This window comes from Streptomyces sp. cg40, from assembly GCF_050320165.1.
Classification (GTDB): Bacteria; Actinomycetota; Actinomycetes; order Streptomycetales; family Streptomycetaceae; genus Streptomyces; species Streptomyces hokutonensis.
On sequence record NZ_CP190128.1, the window covers coordinates 9664769 to 9686139 of the forward strand.

At 70.7% G+C, this 21371-nt stretch carries 21 protein-coding genes and 1 pseudogene; 9 read left to right on the plus strand and 13 right to left on the minus strand.

The window, feature by feature from the left end; genetic code table 11:
• Window positions 1-163: 163 nt before the first annotated feature.
• A complete protein-coding gene (locus tag ACQHII_RS43625) occupies window positions 164-1186 on the minus strand; it encodes a PHP domain-containing protein (RefSeq protein ID WP_427924460.1) in 1023 nt (340 codons plus the stop codon).
• Window positions 1187-1266: 80 nt separating this feature from the next.
• Here ACQHII_RS43625 and ACQHII_RS43630 point away from each other — a divergent pair, with 80 nt between their 5' ends.
• The gene (locus ACQHII_RS43630) at window positions 1267-1503 is read left to right on the plus strand and encodes a hypothetical protein (protein WP_427924461.1); all 237 of its coding nucleotides are present in this window, start codon (window positions 1267-1269) and stop codon (window positions 1501-1503) included.
• A gap of 11 nt (window positions 1504-1514) precedes the next feature.
• Here the strand turns inward: ACQHII_RS43630 and ACQHII_RS43635 are convergent.
• The 4 genes and pseudogenes from ACQHII_RS43635 to otr(A) all read right to left on the minus strand — a co-directional run bounded on the left by ACQHII_RS43635 (window position 1515) and on the right by otr(A) (window position 6458).
• Window positions 1515-2756: pseudogene (locus ACQHII_RS43635) on the minus strand (lectin).
• Window positions 2757-2909: 153 nt separating this feature from the next.
• Window positions 2910-3548, minus strand: coding sequence for a VanZ family protein (locus ACQHII_RS43640; RefSeq protein WP_427924462.1), 639 nt, complete (start codon window positions 3546-3548; stop codon window positions 2910-2912).
• 133 nt (window positions 3549-3681) lie between these two features.
• Window positions 3682-4344, minus strand: coding sequence for a DUF4230 domain-containing protein (locus ACQHII_RS43645; RefSeq protein ID WP_427924463.1), 663 nt, complete (start codon window positions 4342-4344; stop codon window positions 3682-3684).
• A 254-nt stretch (window positions 4345-4598) separates the two neighbouring features.
• On the minus strand, window positions 4599-6458 hold the full coding sequence (gene otr(A), locus ACQHII_RS43650) for a tetracycline resistance ribosomal protection protein Otr(A) (RefSeq protein WP_427924464.1): 1860 nt from the start codon (window positions 6456-6458) through the stop codon (window positions 4599-4601).
• A 196-nt stretch (window positions 6459-6654) separates the two neighbouring features.
• Here otr(A) and ACQHII_RS43655 point away from each other — a divergent pair, with 196 nt between their 5' ends.
• Window positions 6655-7608 (plus strand): ribose-phosphate diphosphokinase, encoded by a 954-nt coding sequence (locus ACQHII_RS43655; protein WP_427924465.1) that lies wholly within the window; start codon window positions 6655-6657, stop codon window positions 7606-7608.
• 53 nt (window positions 7609-7661) lie between these two features.
• Entirely contained in the window at window positions 7662-8855 is a 1194-nt protein-coding gene (gene tuf, locus ACQHII_RS43660; RefSeq protein ID WP_427924466.1) for an elongation factor Tu, read from the plus strand.
• Here tuf and ACQHII_RS43665 read toward each other — a convergent pair.
• The gene (locus tag ACQHII_RS43665) at window positions 8848-9228 is read right to left on the minus strand and encodes an anti-sigma factor antagonist (RefSeq protein ID WP_427924467.1); all 381 of its coding nucleotides are present in this window, start codon (window positions 9226-9228) and stop codon (window positions 8848-8850) included. The genes tuf and ACQHII_RS43665 overlap by 8 nt on opposite strands.
• A gap of 150 nt (window positions 9229-9378) precedes the next feature.
• The gene (locus tag ACQHII_RS43670) at window positions 9379-9828 is read right to left on the minus strand and encodes a MarR family winged helix-turn-helix transcriptional regulator (protein ID WP_019068512.1); all 450 of its coding nucleotides are present in this window, start codon (window positions 9826-9828) and stop codon (window positions 9379-9381) included.
• Window positions 9829-9943: 115 nt separating this feature from the next.
• On the opposite strand from ACQHII_RS43670, the gene ACQHII_RS43675 reads away from it, so the two are divergent.
• Together ACQHII_RS43675 and ACQHII_RS43680 are read left to right on the plus strand one after the other, a co-directional pair.
• Window positions 9944-11398, plus strand: a complete 1455-nt coding sequence (locus ACQHII_RS43675) for an aldehyde dehydrogenase family protein (RefSeq protein ID WP_427924468.1) — start codon at window positions 9944-9946, stop codon at window positions 11396-11398.
• A gap of 59 nt (window positions 11399-11457) precedes the next feature.
• Window positions 11458-12564 (plus strand): NAD(P)-dependent alcohol dehydrogenase, encoded by a 1107-nt coding sequence (locus ACQHII_RS43680; protein ID WP_427924469.1) that lies wholly within the window; start codon window positions 11458-11460, stop codon window positions 12562-12564.
• Between the two features lie 10 nt (window positions 12565-12574).
• Here the strand turns inward: ACQHII_RS43680 and ACQHII_RS43685 are convergent, their stop codons facing one another.
• Window positions 12575-13525, minus strand: a complete 951-nt coding sequence (locus tag ACQHII_RS43685; RefSeq protein WP_427924470.1) for an NADP-dependent oxidoreductase — start codon at window positions 13523-13525, stop codon at window positions 12575-12577.
• A 71-nt stretch (window positions 13526-13596) separates the two neighbouring features.
• On the opposite strand from ACQHII_RS43685, the gene ACQHII_RS43690 reads away from it, so the two are divergent.
• Together ACQHII_RS43690 and ACQHII_RS43695 are read left to right on the plus strand one after the other, a co-directional pair.
• Complete coding sequence (locus ACQHII_RS43690; protein WP_427924471.1) at window positions 13597-14544, plus strand: GlxA family transcriptional regulator; 948 nt, start codon at window positions 13597-13599, stop codon at window positions 14542-14544.
• Between the two features lie 56 nt (window positions 14545-14600).
• Window positions 14601-15431 carry a hypothetical protein gene (locus ACQHII_RS43695; RefSeq protein WP_427924472.1) on the plus strand — a complete coding sequence of 277 codons (831 nt, stop codon included), beginning with the start codon at window positions 14601-14603 and terminating at the stop codon, window positions 15429-15431.
• 7 nt (window positions 15432-15438) lie between these two features.
• Here ACQHII_RS43695 and ACQHII_RS43700 read toward each other — a convergent pair whose 3' ends face one another.
• From ACQHII_RS43700 to ACQHII_RS43715, 4 genes are all read right to left on the minus strand, one after another.
• Window positions 15439-16002: a TetR/AcrR family transcriptional regulator gene (locus tag ACQHII_RS43700; RefSeq protein ID WP_427924473.1), complete on the minus strand. Its 564-nt coding sequence runs from the start codon at window positions 16000-16002 to the stop codon at window positions 15439-15441.
• Window positions 15999-16361, minus strand: coding sequence for a DUF1304 domain-containing protein (locus tag ACQHII_RS43705; RefSeq protein WP_427924474.1), 363 nt, complete (start codon window positions 16359-16361; stop codon window positions 15999-16001). Before ACQHII_RS43705 ends, ACQHII_RS43700 begins: the two co-directional genes overlap by 4 nt.
• A gap of 67 nt (window positions 16362-16428) precedes the next feature.
• Window positions 16429-18060, minus strand: coding sequence for an amidohydrolase (locus tag ACQHII_RS43710; protein ID WP_427924475.1), 1632 nt, complete (start codon window positions 18058-18060; stop codon window positions 16429-16431).
• Window positions 18061-18080: 20 nt separating this feature from the next.
• Window positions 18081-19571, minus strand: coding sequence for an APC family permease (locus tag ACQHII_RS43715; protein ID WP_427924476.1), 1491 nt, complete (start codon window positions 19569-19571; stop codon window positions 18081-18083).
• A gap of 134 nt (window positions 19572-19705) precedes the next feature.
• Between ACQHII_RS43715 and ACQHII_RS43720 the strand changes: the two genes are divergently transcribed.
• Together ACQHII_RS43720 and ACQHII_RS43725 are read left to right on the plus strand one after the other, a co-directional pair.
• A complete protein-coding gene (locus tag ACQHII_RS43720) occupies window positions 19706-20419 on the plus strand; it encodes a TetR/AcrR family transcriptional regulator (RefSeq protein ID WP_427924477.1) in 714 nt (237 codons plus the stop codon).
• 89 nt (window positions 20420-20508) lie between these two features.
• Window positions 20509-20883 carry a VOC family protein gene (locus ACQHII_RS43725; RefSeq protein WP_427924478.1) on the plus strand — a complete coding sequence of 125 codons (375 nt, stop codon included), beginning with the start codon at window positions 20509-20511 and terminating at the stop codon, window positions 20881-20883.
• Window positions 20884-20889: 6 nt separating this feature from the next.
• Here the strand turns inward: ACQHII_RS43725 and ACQHII_RS43730 are convergent, their stop codons facing one another.
• A complete protein-coding gene (locus tag ACQHII_RS43730) occupies window positions 20890-21201 on the minus strand; it encodes a DUF4235 domain-containing protein (protein WP_427924479.1) in 312 nt (103 codons plus the stop codon).
• Window positions 21202-21371 lie beyond the last annotated feature (170 nt).

The following is a 21371-nucleotide window of genomic DNA, read 5'->3' on the forward strand; positions in this document are numbered from 1 at the left end:
GGTCGCCTCGCGGCGAAAGGCTCCACAGGGCTTCAGCCGAACGATCTTCCCTGTGGGCGGAGGTTGAGGCCCGGGGACTCTGTTCCCTCCGCACCCACGGTCTGTTCAACGGCGAACTACCGGCGAGTGTTCCTGTGGGGGGCGCCGCACCCGGTGATGTGCATCACTTGCCAGTGGTCCAGTCCAGTAGCTCGTCCGCGGACCAGGTGGTCAGCACCCGTTCGGCGGGCACCCCGCACTCCTCGGCCCGCGCGCAGCCGTTGATCTGCCAGTCGAGCTGACCGGGCGCGTGCGCGTCGGTGTCGACCGAGAACAGCACCCCCGCGTCCACGGCCTTCCGCAGCAGCCGCCTCGGCGGATCGAGCCGCTCCGGACGGCTGTTGATCTCCACGGCCGTGCCCGACTCGGCACATGCGGCGAACACCTCGTCCGCGTCGAACGCCGACTCCGGCCGCGCGGCACCCCCGTCCCGCCCGATGAGCAGCCGCCCGGTGCAGTGCCCCAGGATGTCCGCGTGCGGATTCCGTACGGCGGCCACCATGCGGCGGGTCATCGCGCGGGCCTCCATGCGCAGCTTGGAGTGCACGGAGACCACCACCACGTCGAGCCGCTCCAGCAGCTTCGGGTCCTGATCCAGCGAGCCGTCGTCGAGGACGTCGCACTCGATGCCGGTGAGCAGCCGGAAGGGCGCCCAGGTCTCGTTCAGCGCGGCCACCACGTCCAGCTGCTCGCGCAGCCGCTCGGGGGAGAGTCCGCGGGCCACGGTCAGCCGGGGCGAGTGGTCGGTCAGTACGGCCCACTCATGGCCGAGCAGGGCCGCCGTACGGCCCATCTCCTCGATCGGGCTGCCGCCGTCCGACCAGTCGGAGTGGAGGTGGCAGTCCCCGCGCAGCAGGGCCCGCAGCGCTTCGCCGCCGGGGCCGGCCGGGGCGGGGGCCTCGGCCTCCAGCTGCTCCAGATAGGCGGGGACCCGTCCGTCCAGGGCCTCGCGGGCCACCTGCGCGGTCTTCGGGCCGATGCCCTTGAGCGACTCCAGCGTCCCGGCCGCCGCGCGTTCGGCGACCTCGCCCTCGGGGAGCGCCGCCAGGACCCTGGCCGCCGTACGGAAGGCGCGTACGCGGTAGGTGGGGGCCAGGGAGCGTTCCAGCAGGAAGGCGATCCGGTCCAGTGCCTGCACGGGATCCATCGAGCCTCCTCCCTCGAGCGGCCCCTGGCCGGGCGCCTTGGACCACTCGCGACCGCGTGATGCGTTCTAGGCTCTATTGCATGACCGAAATCGCCAGCCCGCACATCTCGACCCCGCGGATCATGGTGCTCAAGGTGCAGCCCGGTACCCCGCCGTTCCGCATCGTGGAGATCGACGGGGAGATGGTCTGCGAGGCCCGGGGGATCACCGACGTCCTGCAGGTCGCGGCCGTGTGCGGCATCACGGTCCGCGACCTGGACGACCCGGACGTGGTCCGCTGGGTCGGCGGGGACAAATTCACCTGGCTGCCGCACTAGCCCCTACGGAATCAGCCGACCGTCCACTTCTGGTTGGCGCCGCCCGAGCAGGTCCAGATCTGCAGCGGGGTGCCGTTGGCCGAGTTGTTGCCGGTGACGTCCAGGCACTTGTTGGCCTGTGGGTTGACGATGTCGTTGGCGGAGCTGACGGCCCACTTCTGGGCCGCGGTGCCGTTGCAGTCGTAGAGCTGGACCTTGGTGCCGTCGGCGGTGCCGCCGGCGTTCACGTCCAGGCACTTGCCGAGCGCGCGGATCGTGCCGTCGGAGCCCACGGTCCACTGCTGGGCGGCCGAGCCGTTGCAGTCGTAGAGCTGTACGGCGGTTCCGTTGGCGGAGTTCGCGCCGTTGACGTCGACGCACTTGCCGGCGAGGCCCCTGATCGCCACCCCGGTGGCCGTGTCGCTCGTGGTGACCGACACCGAGTCCACCACCAGCTGGGCCGGGAAGGCCGTGGCGCTGTTGGGGTCGCCCGGCCAGTCGCCGCCGACCGCGAGGTTGAGGATCAGGAAGAACGGCTTGTTGAACGCCCAGGTGTTGCCGCCCACGTCGGCGGGCGTGCGCGTCTCGTAGACGACACCGTCGACCGACCACTTGATCGAGTTCGGTGCCCAGTCGACCGCGAACGTGTGGAAGGCGTCCGCGAAGGCCGCGCCGTTCGCCAGCGTGTAGGCGGCGCCTATCCCGTTGGCACCGGAGTAGCCGGGACCGTGGATGGTGCCGTGGATCGTGGAGGGCTCGAAGCCGACGTTCTCCATGACGTCGATCTCACCCGAGTTGGGCCAGCCGACCGAGCCGATGTCGGTGCCGAGCATCCAGAACGCGGGCCACATGCCCTGCCCGCGCGGGATCTTCATCCGGGCCTCGACATGACCGTACTGCGCGCTGAACTTCCCCGACGTGTTGAGCCGGGCCGAGGTGTACTGGCAAGTGCCTTACCAGCACTGGTAGTTGGCGGGGTTCTCCTTCTTGGCCGTGATCACCAGGTGGCCCTGGCCGTCCAGGGCCGCGTTGTTGGTGCCGGACGTGTAGTACTCGCGCTCGTGGTTGTTGACGTTGTCGCCGGTCTCCTGCGTCCACTTCGAGGAGTTGACGGCACTGCCGGCCGCTCCGTCGAAGGTGTCGGAGAACGTGACGGCGTCGGCCTGGGCGTCCGACGTGGAGGCCGCCTGTGCCGGACCGATCGCCGCGGACGCGACCAGTGCGGCGGACAGGGCGGCGAACAGACATCTGCGGAGGAATCGTGGGGAGGCCACGGCATTCCCTTCTGTGCGGCGGACGTGGGGACCGACACGCCGACTGAGGTGGGGGGTGAAAGCGTCGCCTCTTGATTTAAGAAGTGAGATAAGGGCAGCGTCAATACCTTGGTACGGACCAGTAGTTGAACGCTACGGGCCAGTAGTCGATCGTTACGAGGCGGCCTTCGGTGCTTTGGACGCCTTCGCCGCCTTCGAGGTCCTTGCCGCCTTCGCGGCGGGCTTCCGCGCGTGGACCGCCCGGCCCAGCCGCCGACCCAGCAGCAGCCAACCCACCAGTGCGCCAGTGGTGTTGAGGATGACGTCGTCGATGTCGAAGGCCCGCCCGGTGATCAGCGTGCCCTGCGCGAACTCCACCAGGAGCATCACGGTCGCGGTCAGCAGCAGCACCTTCAGGATGCCGCGCGCCCGGGGTGCGAACACGGGCACCAGCACGCCGAACGGGATGCCGAGCACGATGTTCCCGCCGATCTGCTTCACGGCGTCCCGCATGGCCGGCTGGTCGAGGTAGGCCTTCAGGGAGCGGCCCGGGTGCAGATTGGTGTGCACGAGCGCCTTCGACGCGGGGGACGGCTCCAGGGTCAGCTTGGCCAGTGCGACGGCGAACCCCACCATGAGGGCGAAGCCGAGCAGCATCGACAACACGCGGAGCGGGAGGGGGAGTTGGTAGCGCTGGGGAGGTGCGGGCTTCGGCCTGCGCGTCGGGCGGGCCGCTTTCGGCGCGGCCTCGGTCGTGGGCTCGGTCGTGGGCTCGGTCCTGGTGCGGCGCAGACGTGCGGCGGTACGGCCCATGCGTGAGGTCCTCCGGTCTTCAACTTCCCTGTGTGCTAAGCCGGTTACCCCCGATTCGGCGGAGGATGCCGTGGCGGCGGACGGAACCCGTGTGCGGTGTGGACGTGCCCGCACACGGGTCTCCGGCGGCCGCTCAGGACGCGTACGAGATGGTCACCGTCGTGAAGCCCAGCGAGCCGAGCAGGCCCTTGAGCATGTTGGTGGTGTTGGTCTCGGCGCGGGTGGTCAGACCGCTGGTCTTCGCCGCCTCGGCGATGTGCTTGGAGGCGAGTTTCTGCACGGCCTGCTCGCTGTTGGGGTTGTCGGAGAAGATGTCGCCCAGGCGGTCCAGCAGCCCGCGCTGCTTGGAGACCGTGTACGAGTGGTCCGGGTCCAGCGCCGGCTTGCCGAGCGTCGCGTGCGGCAGCCTGATGGTGGCCGACGTGCGGTCGTCGTTGACCGTCACGTCCTGCTTGCCGAGCCCGCCCAGGTCGACATAGCCCTCCACGGTGCCCGCGCCGACGTACAGCGTGCGGGTGCCGCGGATCGCCTGGGGCAGGAACTTGGCGTCCTTCTCCAGGTCCACGACGACCTGGAAGTTGCCGGAGGCCGCGTCGTAACGGCTCATGTCCTGGATGGACTTGAGCAGCGCCGGACCCGAACGGTCGTGGGTCTCGGTGCCGAAGATGTCCCGCAGTCCCGGGAGCACGGCAAGCCTCAGCCCGGCGAACAGCACGGCGATCACAACGACGACGGCGGTGAGCACCTTCGCCCAGCCCGGCATGCGCCGGGGTATACGGCTGATGGAAGTCGTCATGGGGACGGCCCTCCCTTCCTCGGTATCCGCATGCCCCCCAAATGCCCTGTCAGACCGACGCGTTGGTGGAACGGTCGCGCCGACGGGGGCACGGAGGGCGCACGGGCGTGAAAAGTCACTGTTCGGACCGCCAGAAGCCCTGGTCGACCGCGCAGACAGCATTTCCCGGCCGCCCCGCCCCATGCGTCCCGTGACCTTTCCGGATCACGGTCCGCTCCATGTTGTGACACTGTCCGCGAACGCCCCAACACACCTCAGTGCGACCGCAGTTCACGGTCGCCGGACGGACGCGACCACCACACCCCCTCACCGTGCGTGAGCCCGGGCAGGGCCGACTCCACGTCCCGCACCCGCCGGGCCGGCAACTCCCCGGTGATCAGCCAGGAACCGACGCCCCCGGTGGTCCCCGTGAACTCGGCGCGACAGGAGGCGAGTCGCGAGGTCACCGGCGCGAGCGCGTCCCGCGGGACCTCCGTCTCGAACGCGACGTACGGCTCGTACAGCCGCGTCCGCGCCAGCCGCAGCGCCCGGCGCAGCACGATCGGGGTGAGAGCCCTGAAGTGGGCCGCCGTGCTGAGCGGGCCGACGAACCCGGACCGGGTGAGGGTGACCCGGTAGTCCGTCACCGGTGCGCCGTGCAGCCCGCTGAGCAGGGTCGTGTGGACCGTGTCCTCGACGGCCTGGTGGAACGCGCGGGGGAGCGCGCCGAGTTCGGTCTCGTACGCGAAGACCCCGCCCGAGCCGCGCTCTCCCGGTTCGACGCGCAGCCCGATCGTCGCCCAGTAGCGGGCGCCGTCGTGCCACGGCAGTTCGTCGCAGGCCTCGCTGGTCCCGGCCGGGCGTTCCAGGAACCGCACCCGGCTCGGCTCGAAGTCGGCCTCGACGCCGAAGTCCTGGACCAGGGTTGCCGCCAGGACCTCCTTCTGGACCTCGCCGTACAGGAGCAGCACGGTCGCCCCGGAAGCGGTGGGCCGCGCGTGCAGCAGCGGGTCCTGGTCGGCCAGCGCCAGCAGCGCCGAGCGCAGCGCCGCCGCCTGTTCGGGACACCGGGCCCGTACGACCGTCTCCAGCGTCGGCGGCGCGAACTGCGGTGCCCGCTCGGTGAGTTCACCGAGCCGGTCGCCCACCCGGATGTCCTTCGGGCCGGTCAGCGCGCCGATGTTCCCGGCGGTCAGCGGGCCGGACCGGCCGATCACGTCGAGTCGCGTGACCCGTCCGGAGACCTCGACGGCCCGCCCGTCCGCCCCGTGCCGGCGGAACGTGAGCTGCTGCTGAGCGGCCACCTCACCGTCGTAGAGCCGCAGATACGCCGTCCGTTCGCGGCCGGGACCGGGGCGGACCGCGAACACCGTGCCTCGCGGGGTGCCGGGGCCGGTCGGCGCGGGCGGGATCAACCGGACGATGTTCTCGACCAGTTGGGGGATTCCCTGGCCGCCGAGGGCCGAGCCGAAGAGGAGCGGGTGGATCGAGCCGTCGGCGGTGCGGGTGGCGAGGGACTTGCTCAGGTCGTCCGGGGTGGGGTGCGGGCCGTCGACGACCGCCGCGAGGACGGACGGGTCGACGTCGGCCAGTGCCTCGGCCAGGTCCGGGTCGCCGGGCGGGCGGGGCAGTACGCGGGCGGCGGGCGTGCCGAGGCCCGTGACATGCGTCAGCGGTACGACGTGCGGGGTCAGCCGGCGCCGGATGTCCGCCACGAGGTCGTCCGCGCGGGCACCCGCCCGGTCGATCTTGTTGACGAAGACGAGCGTGGGCAGCCGTAGCCGTCGCAGGGTTCGTAGCAGGACCCGCGTCTGCGCTTGGACGCCCTCCACGGCGGACAGCAGCAGGACCGCGCCGTCGAGCACCTCCAGGGCGCGCTCGACCTCCGCGACGAAGTCCGCGTGGCCGGGGGTGTCGATCAGGTTGATCTGGGCGTCGCCGGACGTGAAGGCGGCGACGGCCGAGCGGATGGTGATCCCGCGCCGGCGCTCGATCGCGCCGTCGTCCGTACGGGTGTCACCGGTGTCGACGCTGCCGAGCCGGTCGATCGCGCCGTGGTCGAACAGCAGCCGCTCGGTGAGGCTGGTCTTACCGGCGTCGACGTGGGCCAGAATTCCGATGTTCAGGGTGTGCATGCGTGGTCGAGTCCTCGAGAACCGTCGTCCAGTGGGGAGGCTGGTGGATTCCGAGGAGTCGGCGCATGTGAGGGTTCCTGACGGGAGGCGGGCACGGACGCGGTCATCATGACGTGCGGCCGCCGGGCGTCCGCAACCGGTTTTCCGGGTCAGTAGCATGAGGCACGGCCGGGAATGATCATGCGAGGAGCCGTTCGTGCGAGACATCGCCGTGTTCAGCGGGAGTGCCCACCCCGAGTTGGCGAAGGAGGTCTGCGCGCATCTCGGTGTACCGCTCAGCCCGACCCGGGTCAGCCGGTTCGCCAACGACTGCCTGGAGGTGCAGCTCCAGGCCAACTGCCGGGAACGGGACGTCTTTCTGATCCAGCCGCTGGTCAAACCGGTTCAGGAGAACCTGGTCGAGCTGCTGTTGATGTGCGACGCGGCGCGCGGCGCCTCCGCCGGACGGATCACCGTCGTCATGCCGCACTACTCCTACGCCCGCTCCGACAAGAAGGACGCCCCGCGCATCTCGCTCGGCGGACGGCTGGTCGCCGACCTGATGGTGGCGGCGGGCGCGAGCCGTGTCCTGGCCATGACGCTGCACTCGCCGCAGGTGCACGGTTTCTTCTCGGTGCCGGTCGACCATCTGCACGCGCTGCGCGAACTCGCCGCGCACTTCCGGCAGTACGACCTCTCCCGCACCACCGTCGTCTCCCCGGACCTCGGCAACGCCAAGGAGGCCGCCGCGTTCGCGCGCTTGATCGGCGCCCAGGTGGCGGCCGGCGCCAAGCAGCGCTACGCCGACGACCGGGTCGTCATCAGCTCGGTGATCGGTGACATCGCGGGCCGGGACGTCATCGTCCTGGACGACGAGATCGCCAAGGGCAGCACCGTGCTCGAACTCCTCGACCGGCTGCGGGAGTTGGAGCCGCGCTCGATCCGGGTCGCCTGCACGCACGGCCTGTTCGCGGCGGGTGCGCTCAAGCGGATCGGCGAGCAGCCCGACGTACTGGAGATCGTCTGCACCAACACGGTGCCGGTGCCCGAGGAGGAGCGCACCGACAAGCTGCGCATCCTCTCCATCGCCCCGGCGCTCGCGGAGGCCGTACGCCGCATTCACAACGGTGAGTCCGTCAGCGCCCTGTTCGACGCGCCGCCGAACGAATAGACATGAAGGGACGGAGCAACTCGGCAGCACCGAGGTGATCAGGAGGACTCGCCGTGGCGAAGGCGAAGTTCGAGCGGACCAAACCCCATGTGAACGTCGGCACCATCGGGCACATCGACCACGGCAAGACCACCCTCACGGCGGCCATCACGAAGGTGCTGCACGACCGCTTCCCCGGCCTCAACCCCTTCACGCCGTTCGACCAGATCGACAAGGCGCCCGAGGAGCGGCAGCGCGGCATCACGATCTCCATCGCCCATGTCGAGTACCAGACCGAACGCCGCCACTACGCGCACGTCGACTGTCCCGGGCACGCCGACTACATCAAGAACATGATCACCGGCGCCGCCCAGATGGACGGCGCGATCCTGGTCGTCGCGGCCACCGACGGACCCATGCCGCAGACCAAGGAACACGTCCTGCTGGCCCGGCAGGTCGGCGTGCCGTACATCGTCGTCGCGCTCAACAAGACGGACATGGTCGACGACGAGGAGATCCTGGAACTGGTCGAACTGGAGGTGCGGGAGCTGCTCACCGAGTACGAGTTCCCCGGCGACGACCTCCCGGTGGTCAAGGTGTCCGCGCTCAAGGCCCTCGAAGGGGACCCGGAGTGGACCGCCTCGGTGCTCGAACTCCTCGACGCCGTCGACGAGTTCGTGCCCCAGCCGGTACGGGACGTGGACCGGCCGTTCCTGCTGCCGATCGAGGACGTCTTCACGATCACCGGGCGCGGCACGGTCGTCACCGGCCGGATCGAGCGCGGGGTGCTGAAGGTCAACAACGAGGTCGAGATCATCGGTATCCACGAGCAGAAGACCAAGACGACCGTCACCGGCATCGAGATGTTCCGCAAGCTCCTCGACGAGGGCCGGGCCGGCGAGAACGTCGGACTGCTGCTGCGCGGGGTGAAGCGCGAGGACGTGGAGCGCGGGCAGGTCGTCATCAAGCCCGGATCGGTCACCCCGCACGTGGAGTTCGAGGCCCGCGCCTACATCCTGTCCAAGGACGAGGGCGGCCGGCACACGCCCTTCTTCCACAACTACCGGCCGCAGTTCTACTTCCGCACGACGGACGTGACCGGTGTGGTGACCCTGCCGAAGGGCACCGAGATGGTCATGCCGGGCGACAACACGACCATGCACGTCGAGCTGATCCAACCCATCGCGATGGAGGAGGGGCTGAAGTTCGCGATCCGGGAGGGCGGCCGGACGGTGGGCGCCGGTCAGGTCACCCGCATCGTCAGGTAGGGGTGGTCTCCGCCTGCCCCAGGGCCGCGTCCAGCGTCGGCTGCGGCGGCAGCAGCCGGCTCAGACCGGTGACCCGCAGGATGCGCAGGGTCAGCGGGTGCGTGCAGACGAGATACAGCCTGCCGTCCCGCTCCAGCATCCGCTGCCGCGCCCGGTAGAGCAGGCGCAGCCCCGAGCAGTCGAAGAACTCGACCTGCCGCAGATCGATCACGATCCGCGCGCACGGCCGTCCCGTCACCCGGTCCAGGGACGGGAGGATCTCCATCGCCGCGACGATGTCGATCTCCCCGCGGAACTCCAGGACCGTGAACCCACGGTCCTGGTGGATCCGCAGATGCCGGGTGAGCGGCGCGGGTTCCTGCTGCACGACCACATCCCCTCCAACCGGCCCTCGGTGAAGCGGGGTTGAGCACAAAACCGTTCCCCGCCCTGCAAGTTACCCTCGATGGAGTGAATTTGAGCATGTTCGATTGACATATGTCTTCGAATCGAGCCAGAGCTTTCTGAGATGTTCCAGGTAGCACTACGACAGCGCGTGCCAGGCCTTGGAAAGTGCCTGGCGGAACTGCTCGCTCTGGTGCGCTGTGAGCTCGCGCACCATCCGCTCCTCCAGCTCCCGCACCGGCCCCGCGCACCCCGCCAGCAGCTCGCGCCCCTCGCCGGTCAGCAGGATCAGCAGCTCGCGCCGGTTGCGCGGATTGCGCTCGCGGCGGATCAGCCCGCGGCCCTCCAGTGAGCGCACGAGGTCGGCGATGGACTGCGCGGTGACGAAGGAATCGCGGGCCAGCTGTGCCGCCGACAGGCCGTCGTGTCGCTCCAGGACCGTGAGCGCGGTGTACTGGAGTGCGGTGACGCCATACGGCCTGACCAGCTCGTCCAGGCGCGAGCGGACGACCAGCTCCACCTGCTTGACCATGTACAGCAGGGACGGGAGTGTCTTCGTCGCTTGGGCGCCAACCAGGGATTCAGCCATGGATTCACCCTAGAGCATTGACAGGAAACCTGTCTGTAATGAGACTGCGGACCAGACGAGGAACCAACAGGAATCCTGTTGGTTGAAATCTTGGCAACGATGCTGAGGAGTGGCGATGACCGCCTTCGAGATCGAACCCGGCCGCCTGTTCGTCGGGGGGCAGTGGCGCGAGGCAGCCGACGGAGCGCGCACCGAGGTGGTCGACCCGTCCCGGGGCCGGGTCGTCACCACGGTCGCCGAGGCCGGCCCTGCCGACGTCGACGCGGCCGTCCGCGCCGCCCGAGAGGCCTTCGACAGTGGCCGCTGGTCCGGCCTCAGCGGTCGCGAGCGCGGCCGGATCCTGCACCGCGTCGCCGAACTCATCCGCGAGAACGCCGACGAACTCGCGCGGTTGGAGAGCCTGGACGTAGGCAAGCCCATCACCTTGTGCCACGCCGTCGACGTCACCAACGCGGCCAACGACTACGAGCACTACGCCGCCCTGGCCTTCTCCTTGGACGGCTCGACCCGCGACACCCCGCTCAACGCGCTCGCCTACACCAAGCGCGAGCCGCTCGGCGTGGTCGCCGCGATCACCCCGTTCAACTTCCCCCTGATCCTCGCCGGTTCGAAGCTCGCCCCCGCCCTGGCGGCCGGCAACACCGTGGTCCACAAGCCGGCCGACGAGACCCCGCTCAGCGCCCTCTACATGGCCGGACTGCTCCAGCGGGCGGGCGTCCCGGACGGTGTCGTCAACGTCGTCACCGGCTCAGGACCGGTCGCCGGCGAGGCCCTCCTGCGGCACGCGGGCGTCGACAAGATCGCCTTCACCGGCTCCACCGCCGTCGGCCGGCACGCGGCGAGCGTCGCCGGCGAGAACCTCAAGCCCGTGACCATGGAGCTTGGCGGCAACGCGGCCCACATCGTCTTCGAGGACGCCGACCTGGAGAAGGCCGTCGGCGCGGTCATCAAGGGCTTCGTCTTCAACACCGGCCAGTTCTGCATGGGCGGCCCCCGCCTCCTGGTCGCCCGCCCCGTCTACAGCACCCTCCTCAACATCCTCGCCGACGCCGTCCCCGGCGTACCGCTCGGCGACCCCCGGCTGCCCGAGACCGTCGTGGGCCCGATGGCGGGGGAGAAGCACCTGCGCAAGGTCGAGGAGTACGTCGACCTCGCCCGCAAGGAGGGCGCCCGCATCGTCTGCGGGGGCGAGCGCCTCGACCTCGACGGCGGCTACTACTACAAGCCCACCGTCATCGCCGATCTCGCGAACGACTCCCGGGTGGTCCAGGAGGAGATCTTCGGCCCGGTCCTCACCGTGCAGCCCTTCGACACCGAGGACGAGGCCGTCGAACTCGCCAACTCCACGCCCTACGGCCTGGCTTCGGGTGTCCAGACCGGCAACCTCGCCCGGGCCCACCGCATCGCGGACCGCCTCCAGGCGGGCATCGTCTGGATCAACGACTGGGCGATGCTCGACCCCAACGTCCCCTTCGGCGGCGTCAAGGACTCCGGCTTCGGCCGCGAGTACGGCCCCGAGGGCCTCGCCGCCTACACCCGGACCAAGTCCGTCGTCGTCTCGCTCGACTGACCCCGCCCATGTCTCGCACATCTCGCTCGACCGACCATGCACACAGAGGAGTTCGTACGATGTCCACCACCACGCGCGCGGCCGTCGTCGAGTCGGGCGGCGCGCCCTTCACGCTCGGCGACGTCGAACTGGCCGAGCCGGGTCCGCACGAGGCGCTGGTCCGCGTCGTCGCAACAGGCCTGTGCCACACGGACCTTGGAGTGGCGAGCGGCGGACTGCCCTTCCCGCTCCCCGGAGTTCTCGGCCACGAGGGCGCCGGTGTCGTCGAAGAGGTCGGCTCCGCCGTCACCGGAGTCGCGCCCGGCGACCATGTCGTGCTGTCCTTCACCTCCTGCGGCGACTGCCGCAACTGCCAGGGCGGGCACCCCGCCTACTGCGCGACCTGGCTCCCGCTGAACCTCATCGGCGGTCGCCGCGCCGACGGCAGCAGCACCATCAGCCGGGACGGACAGCCCCTCGGCGGCCACTTCTTCGGGCAATCCTCCTTCGCCGAGCGGGCGTTGGTCGACGAGCGGAGCCTCGTCAAGGTCGACCCCGACGTACCGCTGGAGTCGATCGCCCCGCTGGGCTGCGGAGTCCAGACGGGGGTCGGTGCCGTCTGGAACGTCCTCAAGCCCCGGCTCGGCGACACGGTCGTGGTGCTCGGCGCCGGGGCGGTCGGCCTGTCCGCGGTGATGGCCGCCGCGCTCACCCCCGCCACCCGCATCATCGCCGTCGACAAGGTGACCGAACGACTCTTGCTGGCAAAGGAGTTGGGCGCCACCCACACCGTCGACGCGGGGGAGGCCGACCTCGGCGAGACCCTCGCGGTGCTGACGGACGGACAGGGTGCCGACGGAATCGTCGAGACCACTGGCAGTGTCGCCGTCCTCCGCCAGGGCGCCGACGCGCTCGCCGCCCGGGGCACTCTGGTCGTTGTGGGAGCGCCGCCGTTCGGGAGTGAAGTCGCCCTGGACGTCAACGGGTTGATCCCCGGGAGGCGGATCGAGGGCCTCACCCTCGGGGACAGCGAGACGCATAGTTTCATCCCCGCGCTCGTGCGGCTGGTGAAGGAGGGGCGGCTCCCGCTGCACCGCCTGATCACGACCTACCCGTTCGCGGACATCGACCAGGCGGTACGGGACATGAGCGCGGGCAAGGCGATCAAGCCCGTGCTCACGTTCTGAGCCGACCCTCTCAGTCGACCGTCAGCACCAGCTTGCCCGAAGTCCGGCCGGTGCCGCCGAGCCTGTGTGCCTCGGCGGCCTCGGCCAGCGGAAACGCCCCGGCGATCGTCGCGCGCAGCTTCCCCGTCTCGACGAGTTCCGCGATGGCCTCCATGTCGGCGCGATCGGCGTCGACGAGCATCCGGACCGCCCGCACACCGAGCCGCTCGGCCTCCTCGTAGAAGTCGTCCTTGCCGATCGGAATGATCGACACCACGACCCCGCCCGGCCGCAGCACCCGCAGCGACCTGAGTCCGGTCTCGCCGCCGAGCGTGTCCAGGACCACGTCGACGTCCTTCACGGCCTCCGCGAAGTCGGTCTCCCGGTAGTCGATCGCCTCGTCCACGCCCAGCTCGCGCAGGAAGTCGTGCTTGCCCGCGCTCGCCGTACCGATCACATGGGCGCCGCGTGCCTTGGCGATCTGCACGGCCACATGCCCGACCCCGCCGGCCGCCGCGTGCACCAGCACCCGCTGCCCCGGCTGGACGTCCGCGTTCTCCACCAGCGCCTGCCACGCGGTCAGCGCGACCAAGGGCAGTGCGCCCGCCTGGACATGGTCGACAGCGGCCGGCTTGTGCACGAAGGCGCGGGCCGGGGCGGCGACGTACTCGGCGTGCGAGCCGTGGCCCCACGGGTAGGACAGCATCCCGAAGACCTCGTCGCCGGCCTTGAAGCGGGCTACGCCCACACCGACGGCCTCGACGACCCCGGAGACGTCCCAGCCGAGGACGAAGGGCGGCTCGCCGAGGAATCCGCCGGTGGCGCGGTGCTTCCAGTCGGTGGGGTTGAGGCCGGCGGCCCGCACCTTGACCAGGATCTCGTTGGCGCGTGGCGCGGGCCGTTCGACCTCGGCCACTTCGAGGACCTCGGGACCGCCGAGGACGTGCTGGGTGATGACGCGCATGGTGTTCACAGTGCTCATGGTCGACCAGCCTGCCGGGAGTCGCCCGACAAGAAAATGGCATGATGGCCAACCTTCGATAGAATCGTGCCATGCAGCATGTGGAACGGGTCGTTGTCCTGGCGCTCGACGGCGTCTACCCCTTCGAGCTGGGCATCCCCAGCCGCATCCTCGGCGCCGCCGACGGCCGCTACGAGGTGCTGACCTGCACGGTCGACGGCCGCCCGGTGCGCACCGACGCCGACTTCTCGATCGCGGTGGAGCACGGGCCGGAGATCCTGGAGACGGCGGACACGGTCGTGGTCGCCTCCATGGCCACCCCGCGCATCCCCGAGGGCCTGCCCGCCGAGATCGCCGCCGCCCTCGCCCGGATCCGGCCCGACGCACGCATCGTCTCCATCTGCACCGCCGCCTTCGTGCTCGCCGCCGCCGGACTCCTCGACGGCCGCCGCGCCACCACCCACTGGCAGGTCGTGGACCGCTTCCGGGCCCTGTATCCGCAGGTCGAACTGGACCCCGACGTGCTCTTCGTGCACGACGGCCGGATCCTCACCTCCGCGGGCGCGGCCTCCGGAGTCGACATCTGCCTGCACATCGTCCGCACGGACCACGGGAGCGAGCTCGCCAACACGGTCGCCCGCCGCTGCGTCGTCCCGCCCTTCCGCGACGGCGGTCAGGCCCAGTACATCCAGCAGCCGGTACCGGACTCCGGTGCCACCAGCACGGCCGCCACCCGCGACTGGGCCCTCGGCCACCTCGACGAACCCCTCGCCCTGAACGACCTCGCCCGGCACGCCGGCATGAGCCTGCGCACCTTCGCCCGCCGCTTCAACGACGAGGTCGGCCTCAGCCCCGGCCGCTGGCTGATCCAGCAGCGGGTCGCCCGCGCCCGCGACCTCCTGGAGGCCAGCGACCTGTCGGTCGACCAGATCGCCGGCCGCGTCGGCTTCGCGACCGGCGCGTCCCTGCGCCAGCATCTGCACGCGGCGATCGGGGTCTCCCCACAGGCCTACCGGCGTACGTTCCAGGAAGCCCGCTGAATCCAAACGTTTCGGCCCGCCCCCGCGTCGTAGGAACGACACACGAGGGGGAGAGCATGCGCAGAGGGCTCACGGCGGTCGCCGTATTGGCGGCCGTGACGGCGGTGGGGTGCGGTGACAGCGGGGACGGGAAGGACGTCGTGGTCGCGGGCAGCCCGCCGGCCACGCCCTACAGCGGACCGCTGTACGCACCGGCCACCGGCGCCGACAAGCCGGGTGCCGCCGGCCGGGCGCTGGAGTGCGACGGGGCGATGTACGAGAGCGGCGGCGCCGACGCCTGGAGCGAGGGCGACGGCGGCAAGACCCCCGAGGGCGGTCTGCGGGCGTACTTCGACATGGAGCAGCCGGACGTGCCGCGCACGGGCTACCGCGTCGAGCGCAGGTCGGACGGGCGCGTGCTGTTCTCCTACGACGTCGACGGCCGCACGAAGGTCGCCGTCGTCGTCGCCAAGGACCGCAAGAACAGGCCGGGTTGGGGTCCGGAGTCCAGCGCCTCCTGCGATCCGGCCGAATTCCCGGCGGGCTTCGCCGAGGCGCACGGTTACGAGATCTGGACCGACCGGGACGGCCGTCGCGTGCCGACCACGGTGCTGAGCAGTTCGGCCGGGGCAGCGCACTGCGACTCGCAGACGGCGCACTTCCTGCAGATGGGTCGGCGAGCGGACCGCAGGACGTATGTCCGTGATCCCGAAGGGCTGTTCTCGACGGACACGCTCTCGGCCCCCTACAACGGAGACGTCCGCATGCCCGAGGGGGCGCGCGACACCGGATACCGGTTCCACGACTGGCAGTTGTGGTTCACTCCGGACCGGTCGACGGCGTACGTCCGTACCTCCGACGGCGTGGAGGCCTGGCCTTCGGTACCGCTCGGCATCGGCTGTCAGTGAACCGTCGTCACCGGCTCATGTGCAGCGCGACCAGCAACTGCCACACCTGGTCGGCGATTTCCTCCGCCGTGCCCTCCAACAGCCCGTGCAGCCAGTCGGCCAGCACCCCGCCGAAGGTCCCGGCGACGGCCGAGGCGACCAGCGGGGCGTCCGCCGCGCCCGCGAGTTCGCGCTCGCGGAGGCTGTAGGCGCGCAGGTCCCGGTGCAGCACGCGGCCCAGCGGGCCACCGCCGCCGGGGCTCAACAGGGCGCGGTACAGGGCCGCGTGCGGGAGCAGCCCGGCGAAGAACTCCGGCAGCGCGGGCGGCGCGTGCACCGGATCGGGCCGCCCCCGCCAGGCGTGCAGTGCCTCCACCGCGTCCCGTACGACATCCGCGCAGGCGTCGACCGCGAGCGCCTCCAGGCTGTCGTAGTGGACGTAGAACGTGGCCCGGCCGACCCCGGCCCGGCGCACCAGGGCGGCGACACCGACCTCCTCCAGGGGGTGTTCGGCGCACTCGGCGAGAAGGGCCTGGCGCAGCCGTGCCCGGGTGCGGGCGGCCCGCGGGTCCTCGGGCTCGGCGCGGTTCACCGGGAGACGAGCACGGCCGCCAGGGCGAGCGCCCCGGGCAGCGCCTGCGCGAACAGGATCCGGCGGTTCGCCGTCACCGAGCCGTAGACGCCCGCGACCACGACACAGCTCAGGAAGAACACCTGGGCGCGGAAGCCGGTCGGGTCGGCGGCGATCAGGCCCCAGATCAGACCCGCGGCGAGGAAGCCGTTGTACAGCCCCTGGTTGGCGGCCAGCGGCGCGGTGGCTCTGGCCATGTCGGGGTCGAAGCCGTGCAGGCCGCGCCCGGGCTTCTTCTGCCACAGGAACATCTCCAGCACCAGGATGTACAGATGCAGCGCGGCCACCAGGCCCACCAGCACGTTCGCGAGCGTTTCCACGATCAGCCGACCCCTCGTCGTCTTGGACAGGTGTCCACTATAACTGGACACCTGTCCATGAACGACATCAGGCCCCGTCGGCCGCGTACACCTCCGCCCCTCCCACGTAGGTGTGCGCCACCCGCGTCCGTGCGATCTCCTCCGGCGGAGCGGCGAACGGATCACGGTCCAGGACCACCAGATCCGCCAGCGCGCCCACCGCGACTCGTCCGGTGTCGTCGAGATGGTTCGCGTACGCCGACCCGGCCGTGTACGCCGTGAGCGCCTCGGCGAGCCCGATCCGCTCGCCGGGCAGGAACACCGGCCCGGTGCTTCCGGGTTCGACCCGGTTGACCGCGACATGGATGCCGTGCAGCGGATCGGGACTGCTCACCGGCCAGTCGCTGCCCGCCGCGAGGGTGGCGCCGGAGCGCAGCAGCGCCCCGAACGGGTACTGCCACAGGGCCCGTTCGGGCCCGAGGAACGGAATCGTCAGCTCGTCCATCTGCGGTTCGTGCGCCGCCCACAGCGGCTGGATGTTCGCGACCGCGCCGAGCCGCGCGAACCGTGCCACGTCGTCCGGGTGCACCACCTGAAGGTGCGCCAGATGCGGCCGGGTGTCACTCGGCCCGTTCGCCTCCCGCGCCGCCTCGACCGCGTCCAGCGCGCTCCGTACGGCCCGGTCGCCCAGCGCGTGGAAGTGGCACTGGAAACCAAGGGCGTCCAACTCGACAACGTACTTCGGCAGTTGCTCCGGGTCGATGAAGCTGGTGCCCCGATTGCCCGTGACACAGCCGCACTTGTCGAGGTACGGGTCGAGCAGGGCGGCGGTACCGGTCTCGGCGACCCCGTCCAGCATCAGCTTCACGCTGCCCGCCCGGAACCGCCCGTGGCTCAACTCGGCCCGCCGCTCGACGAGTTCGGGGATCTGCTCGGCCCCGCGCTCCCGGTCCCACCACAGCGCGCCGACCACCCGTGCGGTGAGCGAGCCCTCGCGGGCGGCCGTCAGATACGCGTCCGAGGGATCGGCCATCCCCGCGAACTTGCCGACGATCGCGTCCTGCCAGGCCGTGATGCCGAGCGCGTGCAGATGCCGCTGGGCGTGCAGGAGCGCGGCCAGCCGGTCGGCGGGTGTGGTCGGTGGCGTGAGCCTGCCGACGAGCTGCATCGCCCCTTCTTGGAGCGTTCCAGCGGGCTCACCCGACGCGTCCCGCTCGATCCGCCCGTCCGCCGGATCGGGCGTGTCCCGCGTGATGCCCGCCAGTTCCAGGGCCCGGCTGTTGACCCACGCGCCGTGATGGTCCCGGTTGGGCAGATACACCGGCCGGTCCGGTACGACCGAGTCCAGCAGCTCCCTCGTCGGCGTACCGCCCTCGAAGGCCTCCATCGACCACCCGCCCCCGGTGATCCACTCCCGCTCCGGGTGCGCGTCCGCATAGGCGCGCACAGCCGCGAGCGTGTCCGCCGCCGTCTTCGTTCCCGTCAGATCGCACTGGGTCAGCTCAAGCCCCGCCGGCACCGGATGCACATGCGCGTCCTGGAACCCGGGCAGCAGCAACCGCCCCGCCAGATCGACGACTTGAGTGCCCGGCCCGGCGAGGTCGTGCACCTCGGCATGTCCTACGGCCGTGATCCGGTCGCCGGTGACGGCCACGGCGGTCGCCGTGCGGCCCTCGGGGGTGAGGACATGGCCGTTGGTGAAGAGGAGGTCTGCTTGCATGGTCCGTTTCCTTGCGGGGGTCATGAAGAGGTGGCGAGCAGCTGCGGTGCGTCGGCGTCGGTGCCCTCCCCGGACTTGAAGTAGGGCGACTTGCGTACCCATTTCGCCCAGGCGGCGGCCACGAAACCCGACGCGATCATCACGGCCGGGGTGAGCAGCAGGAACCAGCCGTTGTCCGCGCTGACTTCGAGGTGGTCGGTGGAGGTGTAGAAGGACCAGGCGAGGTAGCCGCCGAGCCCCAGCAGGGCCAGGGCGCTCAGTGTGGGCAGAACCACCGCGCGGATTCCCTGCCGCCAGTTCTCGCGGAGGAGGGAGCGGAAGCGTACGGCGGCGGCGAGGGCGGTGAGCGCGTAGGAGAGGGCGACGACGATGCCGACGGCGTTCACCGTCGCCATGATCATGTCGGCGAGGCGGGGGATCACCAGTGCCAGGGCGGCAACCGCCGTCGCCAGCGCGCCGATCAGCAGGGTGCCGAGGGCCGGAGTGCCGTAGCGCGCACTGACCTTGGACCAGACGGGTCCGAGTGTGCGGTCGCGGCTCATCGCGAACATGCCGCGTGCGGTGGGGATCACGCCCGCCTGGAGCGAGGCGACCGCCGAGAACATCAGGGCGACCAGGGGGAGTGCGGCCAGCGGCTGGGAGGCGAGGCGGTCGCCGAAGTACGCCAGACCCTGGGCGCCGTGGCCCGCCAACTCGCCCTCGGACAGCACCCGTTGGAAGGCGATCGAGCCGAGCAGGAACAGTCCGAGCATGGTCACCAGGGTGATCAGTCCGGCCCGGGAGGCGTCGCGCGGGTCGCGCACCTCCTCGTTCACGGTGAACGCGGCCTCGAATCCCCAGTAGCAGAACACCGAGAGCAGCAGGCCCTGCGCGAGCGCCGAGGCCGAGGGGATCGCGAAGGGGTCGAACCAGCTCAGGCTGAAGGAGTGCGGGCCGGTGACGATGCCGTAGCCGCAGAAGCCGAGCAGGACGACGTACTCGAAGATCAGGAGTCCGGTCTGGAGACGGGCGGCGGTGCGGACGCCGGTGACGGCGGTCAGGGTGACGGCGACCAGGACGACGATGCCGACCGCCGTCGTCTGCGCCGTCGAGCCGGGGTCCAGGGCGAGGCCGGCGAGCCGGTGCAGTCCGGCCTCCCCGGCGAGCTGGATCATCGCCGAGCCGGTGACCGCCGTGGTGTACGCGAGGAACGCGATCGTCGCGACGATGTTCACCCAGCCGACCAGGAAGCCGAGCCACGGGGTGAGTGAACGGCCCACCCACACATAGCCGTTGCCCGCGTTCGGCTCGACCTTGTTGAGGCGGGAGTAGGCGCCCGCGATGCCCAGGATCGGCAGGAACGCGAGCAGCATGATGGCTGGGAGATGGAGCCCGACCACGCCGGCGGTCACCCCCAGACCGATGCCGATGCTGGTGGTCGCGGCGGTGCTGGACGCGGCGATGGCGACGCCGTCCAGCAGGCCGAGGGACTTGCGCAGTGCGGGCCCCGACGGGGGCGGCGTGTCGATCATGGCGTGCTCTCCGCTCGCACCGGGGGGCCCGAACGGCCCCGGTGAACGCACATGAAACTGCGCGGGCCCTTAACAGGTCAACGGTGTTGTCATAAGGTGCGGGTACCCGGAACCGAGCAGCGAGGAGGTGCCGGATGAGCGAGCGTGTCGTTGCGGCCGCCGACCGACGGCGCAGACGCCCCACCAAGCAGGGCGTGGTCCTGTCCGAGGAACTGATCGTCGAGACCGCGCTGAGGCTGATCGAGGAGCACGGCGCCGAGGCCCTCTCCGTACGCCGCCTCGGCCGCGCCCTGGGCGCCGACCCCAGCTCCCTCTACCGCTACTTCCGGCACACCGACGACCTCATGCTGGCCGTCGCCGACGAACTGATCGGCCGCACCCTGCGCACCTGGCACCCCACCGGGGACTGGCTGGCCGACCTGCGGGACCTGGGCCTGCGCATGCACGCGGGTGCCCTCGCGCACCCGAGAGCGGCCATGCTCAGCTCTTACCGGGTGACCGGGCGGGTGTACGAGATCCAGGCCGTGGAGACCATCCTCGGGGTGTTGCGCGGGGCCGGTTTCCCCGACGCCGACGCGGTGCGGATCTACCACGCCTACGTCGACCAGGCCCTCGCCTTCGGCGCCCTCGACTCCGCGAACACGGCCCTCCCGAAGGCCGCCCGCGACGCGGAGGCCGCCGTATGGCGGGCGATGTACGCCCGGCTGCCCGCCGACACGCACCCGCACATCGCGGCGACGGCCCGCCATCTCGTGGCCACCATGCGGCACAGCTCCTACCCGGCGGCGCAGGACCTGCTGCTGAGCGCGGCGGCGGCGCGGCTCGCCGAGATCCGCGCGTCGTCGTGAATGTCGGCATCAACCGGCCGATCGGGGATACCCGTTGAGGGCGTGGCAACCGAACTCGACGCTTGCGCGCCGCAATCCCCGGAGGAACCATGGCACTCGTGACCGCAAGCTTCGTGGTGCTCGACGCGGTCGAGCCGGAGAAACTCGCCGTGTTCTACACGGAGTTGCTCGACGGAGAGCAGACGGACATCTCGCTCGACCAGGTGGAGATCAGGGGCGCCGACGGCACCCGGCTGGCGTTCCGCCGCGACGCGAGTGCCACTCCGCCGAGCTGGCCCCGCGCCGAGAACAACCAGCAGGTCCACCTGGACTTCCTGGTCACGGACCTGGACGAGGCGGAGCGCCGGATCGTCGGACTCGGCGGACGCCCGCTGGAGACCAAGGACATGCCGGGCCCGTACGAGGAGCGCGTGTACGCGGACCCGGCCGGCCACTCCTTCACTCTCCGCCCGGTGCAGGGCTGAGGCCCCTCAACTCCCTTGCTCCGGGCCGCCCTTGTCCTTCACCGGCCAGACACCGGTGGACCTCTCGATGACCTTCGCCCCGGAACGGTCCGCCGCGCTGCGCGCCACCGCGAACAGGGCGCCCTGGAGCGCGGCGGCGAACAGGATCTCGCCCCAGCCGCGGTCCCGGTCCAGCGGATCGGGGGCGTCCTCCTCGTGCCGTATCGCCTTCCACGCGGTCCGGAAGGCGCGGCCCGCGAGGGCGCCGCTCACGATGCCCAGGACAAGACCGACGGGCTGGTAGACGAGGGGGAGTTTCTTCTTCTTGCTCTTGGCCACGAGGGTCTCCTTCTGCGCACGTGCCGGTCGGCACCCTGACGGTGCCATTGAAACCGGGGGTGCGGAAGAGGGGCCGGCAGGCAGCGGAAAGCCCCGCCGCGACGGGGGAGCGCGGCGGGGCCCGAACGTCGGGTGCCCGGCGGGCACCGGTTCATGCGCCTCGGAACAAG

Excerpts from the sequence above, each read along its gene's own strand:
- ACQHII_RS43625 (WP_427924460.1), bottom strand. The coding sequence starts at position 1,186 with ATGGATCCCGTGCAGGCACTGGACCGGATCGCCTTCCTGCTGGAACGC.
- ACQHII_RS43630 (WP_427924461.1), top strand. The coding sequence starts at position 1,267 with ATGACCGAAATCGCCAGCCCGCACATCTCGACCCCGCGGATCATGGTG.
- ACQHII_RS43640 (WP_427924462.1), bottom strand. The coding sequence starts at position 3,548 with ATGGGCCGTACCGCCGCACGTCTGCGCCGCACCAGGACCGAGCCCACG.
- ACQHII_RS43645 (WP_427924463.1), bottom strand. The coding sequence starts at position 4,344 with ATGACGACTTCCATCAGCCGTATACCCCGGCGCATGCCGGGCTGGGCG.
- ACQHII_RS43670 (WP_019068512.1), bottom strand. The coding sequence starts at position 9,828 with ATGGCTGAATCCCTGGTTGGCGCCCAAGCGACGAAGACACTCCCGTCC.
- ACQHII_RS43675 (WP_427924468.1), top strand. The coding sequence starts at position 9,944 with ATGACCGCCTTCGAGATCGAACCCGGCCGCCTGTTCGTCGGGGGGCAG.
- ACQHII_RS43680 (WP_427924469.1), top strand. The coding sequence starts at position 11,458 with ATGTCCACCACCACGCGCGCGGCCGTCGTCGAGTCGGGCGGCGCGCCC.
- ACQHII_RS43685 (WP_427924470.1), bottom strand. The coding sequence starts at position 13,525 with ATGAGCACTGTGAACACCATGCGCGTCATCACCCAGCACGTCCTCGGC.
- ACQHII_RS43690 (WP_427924471.1), top strand. The coding sequence starts at position 13,597 with ATGCAGCATGTGGAACGGGTCGTTGTCCTGGCGCTCGACGGCGTCTAC.
- ACQHII_RS43695 (WP_427924472.1), top strand. The coding sequence starts at position 14,601 with ATGCGCAGAGGGCTCACGGCGGTCGCCGTATTGGCGGCCGTGACGGCG.
- ACQHII_RS43710 (WP_427924475.1), bottom strand. The coding sequence starts at position 18,060 with ATGCAAGCAGACCTCCTCTTCACCAACGGCCATGTCCTCACCCCCGAG.
- ACQHII_RS43715 (WP_427924476.1), bottom strand. The coding sequence starts at position 19,571 with ATGATCGACACGCCGCCCCCGTCGGGGCCCGCACTGCGCAAGTCCCTC.
- ACQHII_RS43720 (WP_427924477.1), top strand. The coding sequence starts at position 19,706 with ATGAGCGAGCGTGTCGTTGCGGCCGCCGACCGACGGCGCAGACGCCCC.
- ACQHII_RS43725 (WP_427924478.1), top strand. The coding sequence starts at position 20,509 with ATGGCACTCGTGACCGCAAGCTTCGTGGTGCTCGACGCGGTCGAGCCG.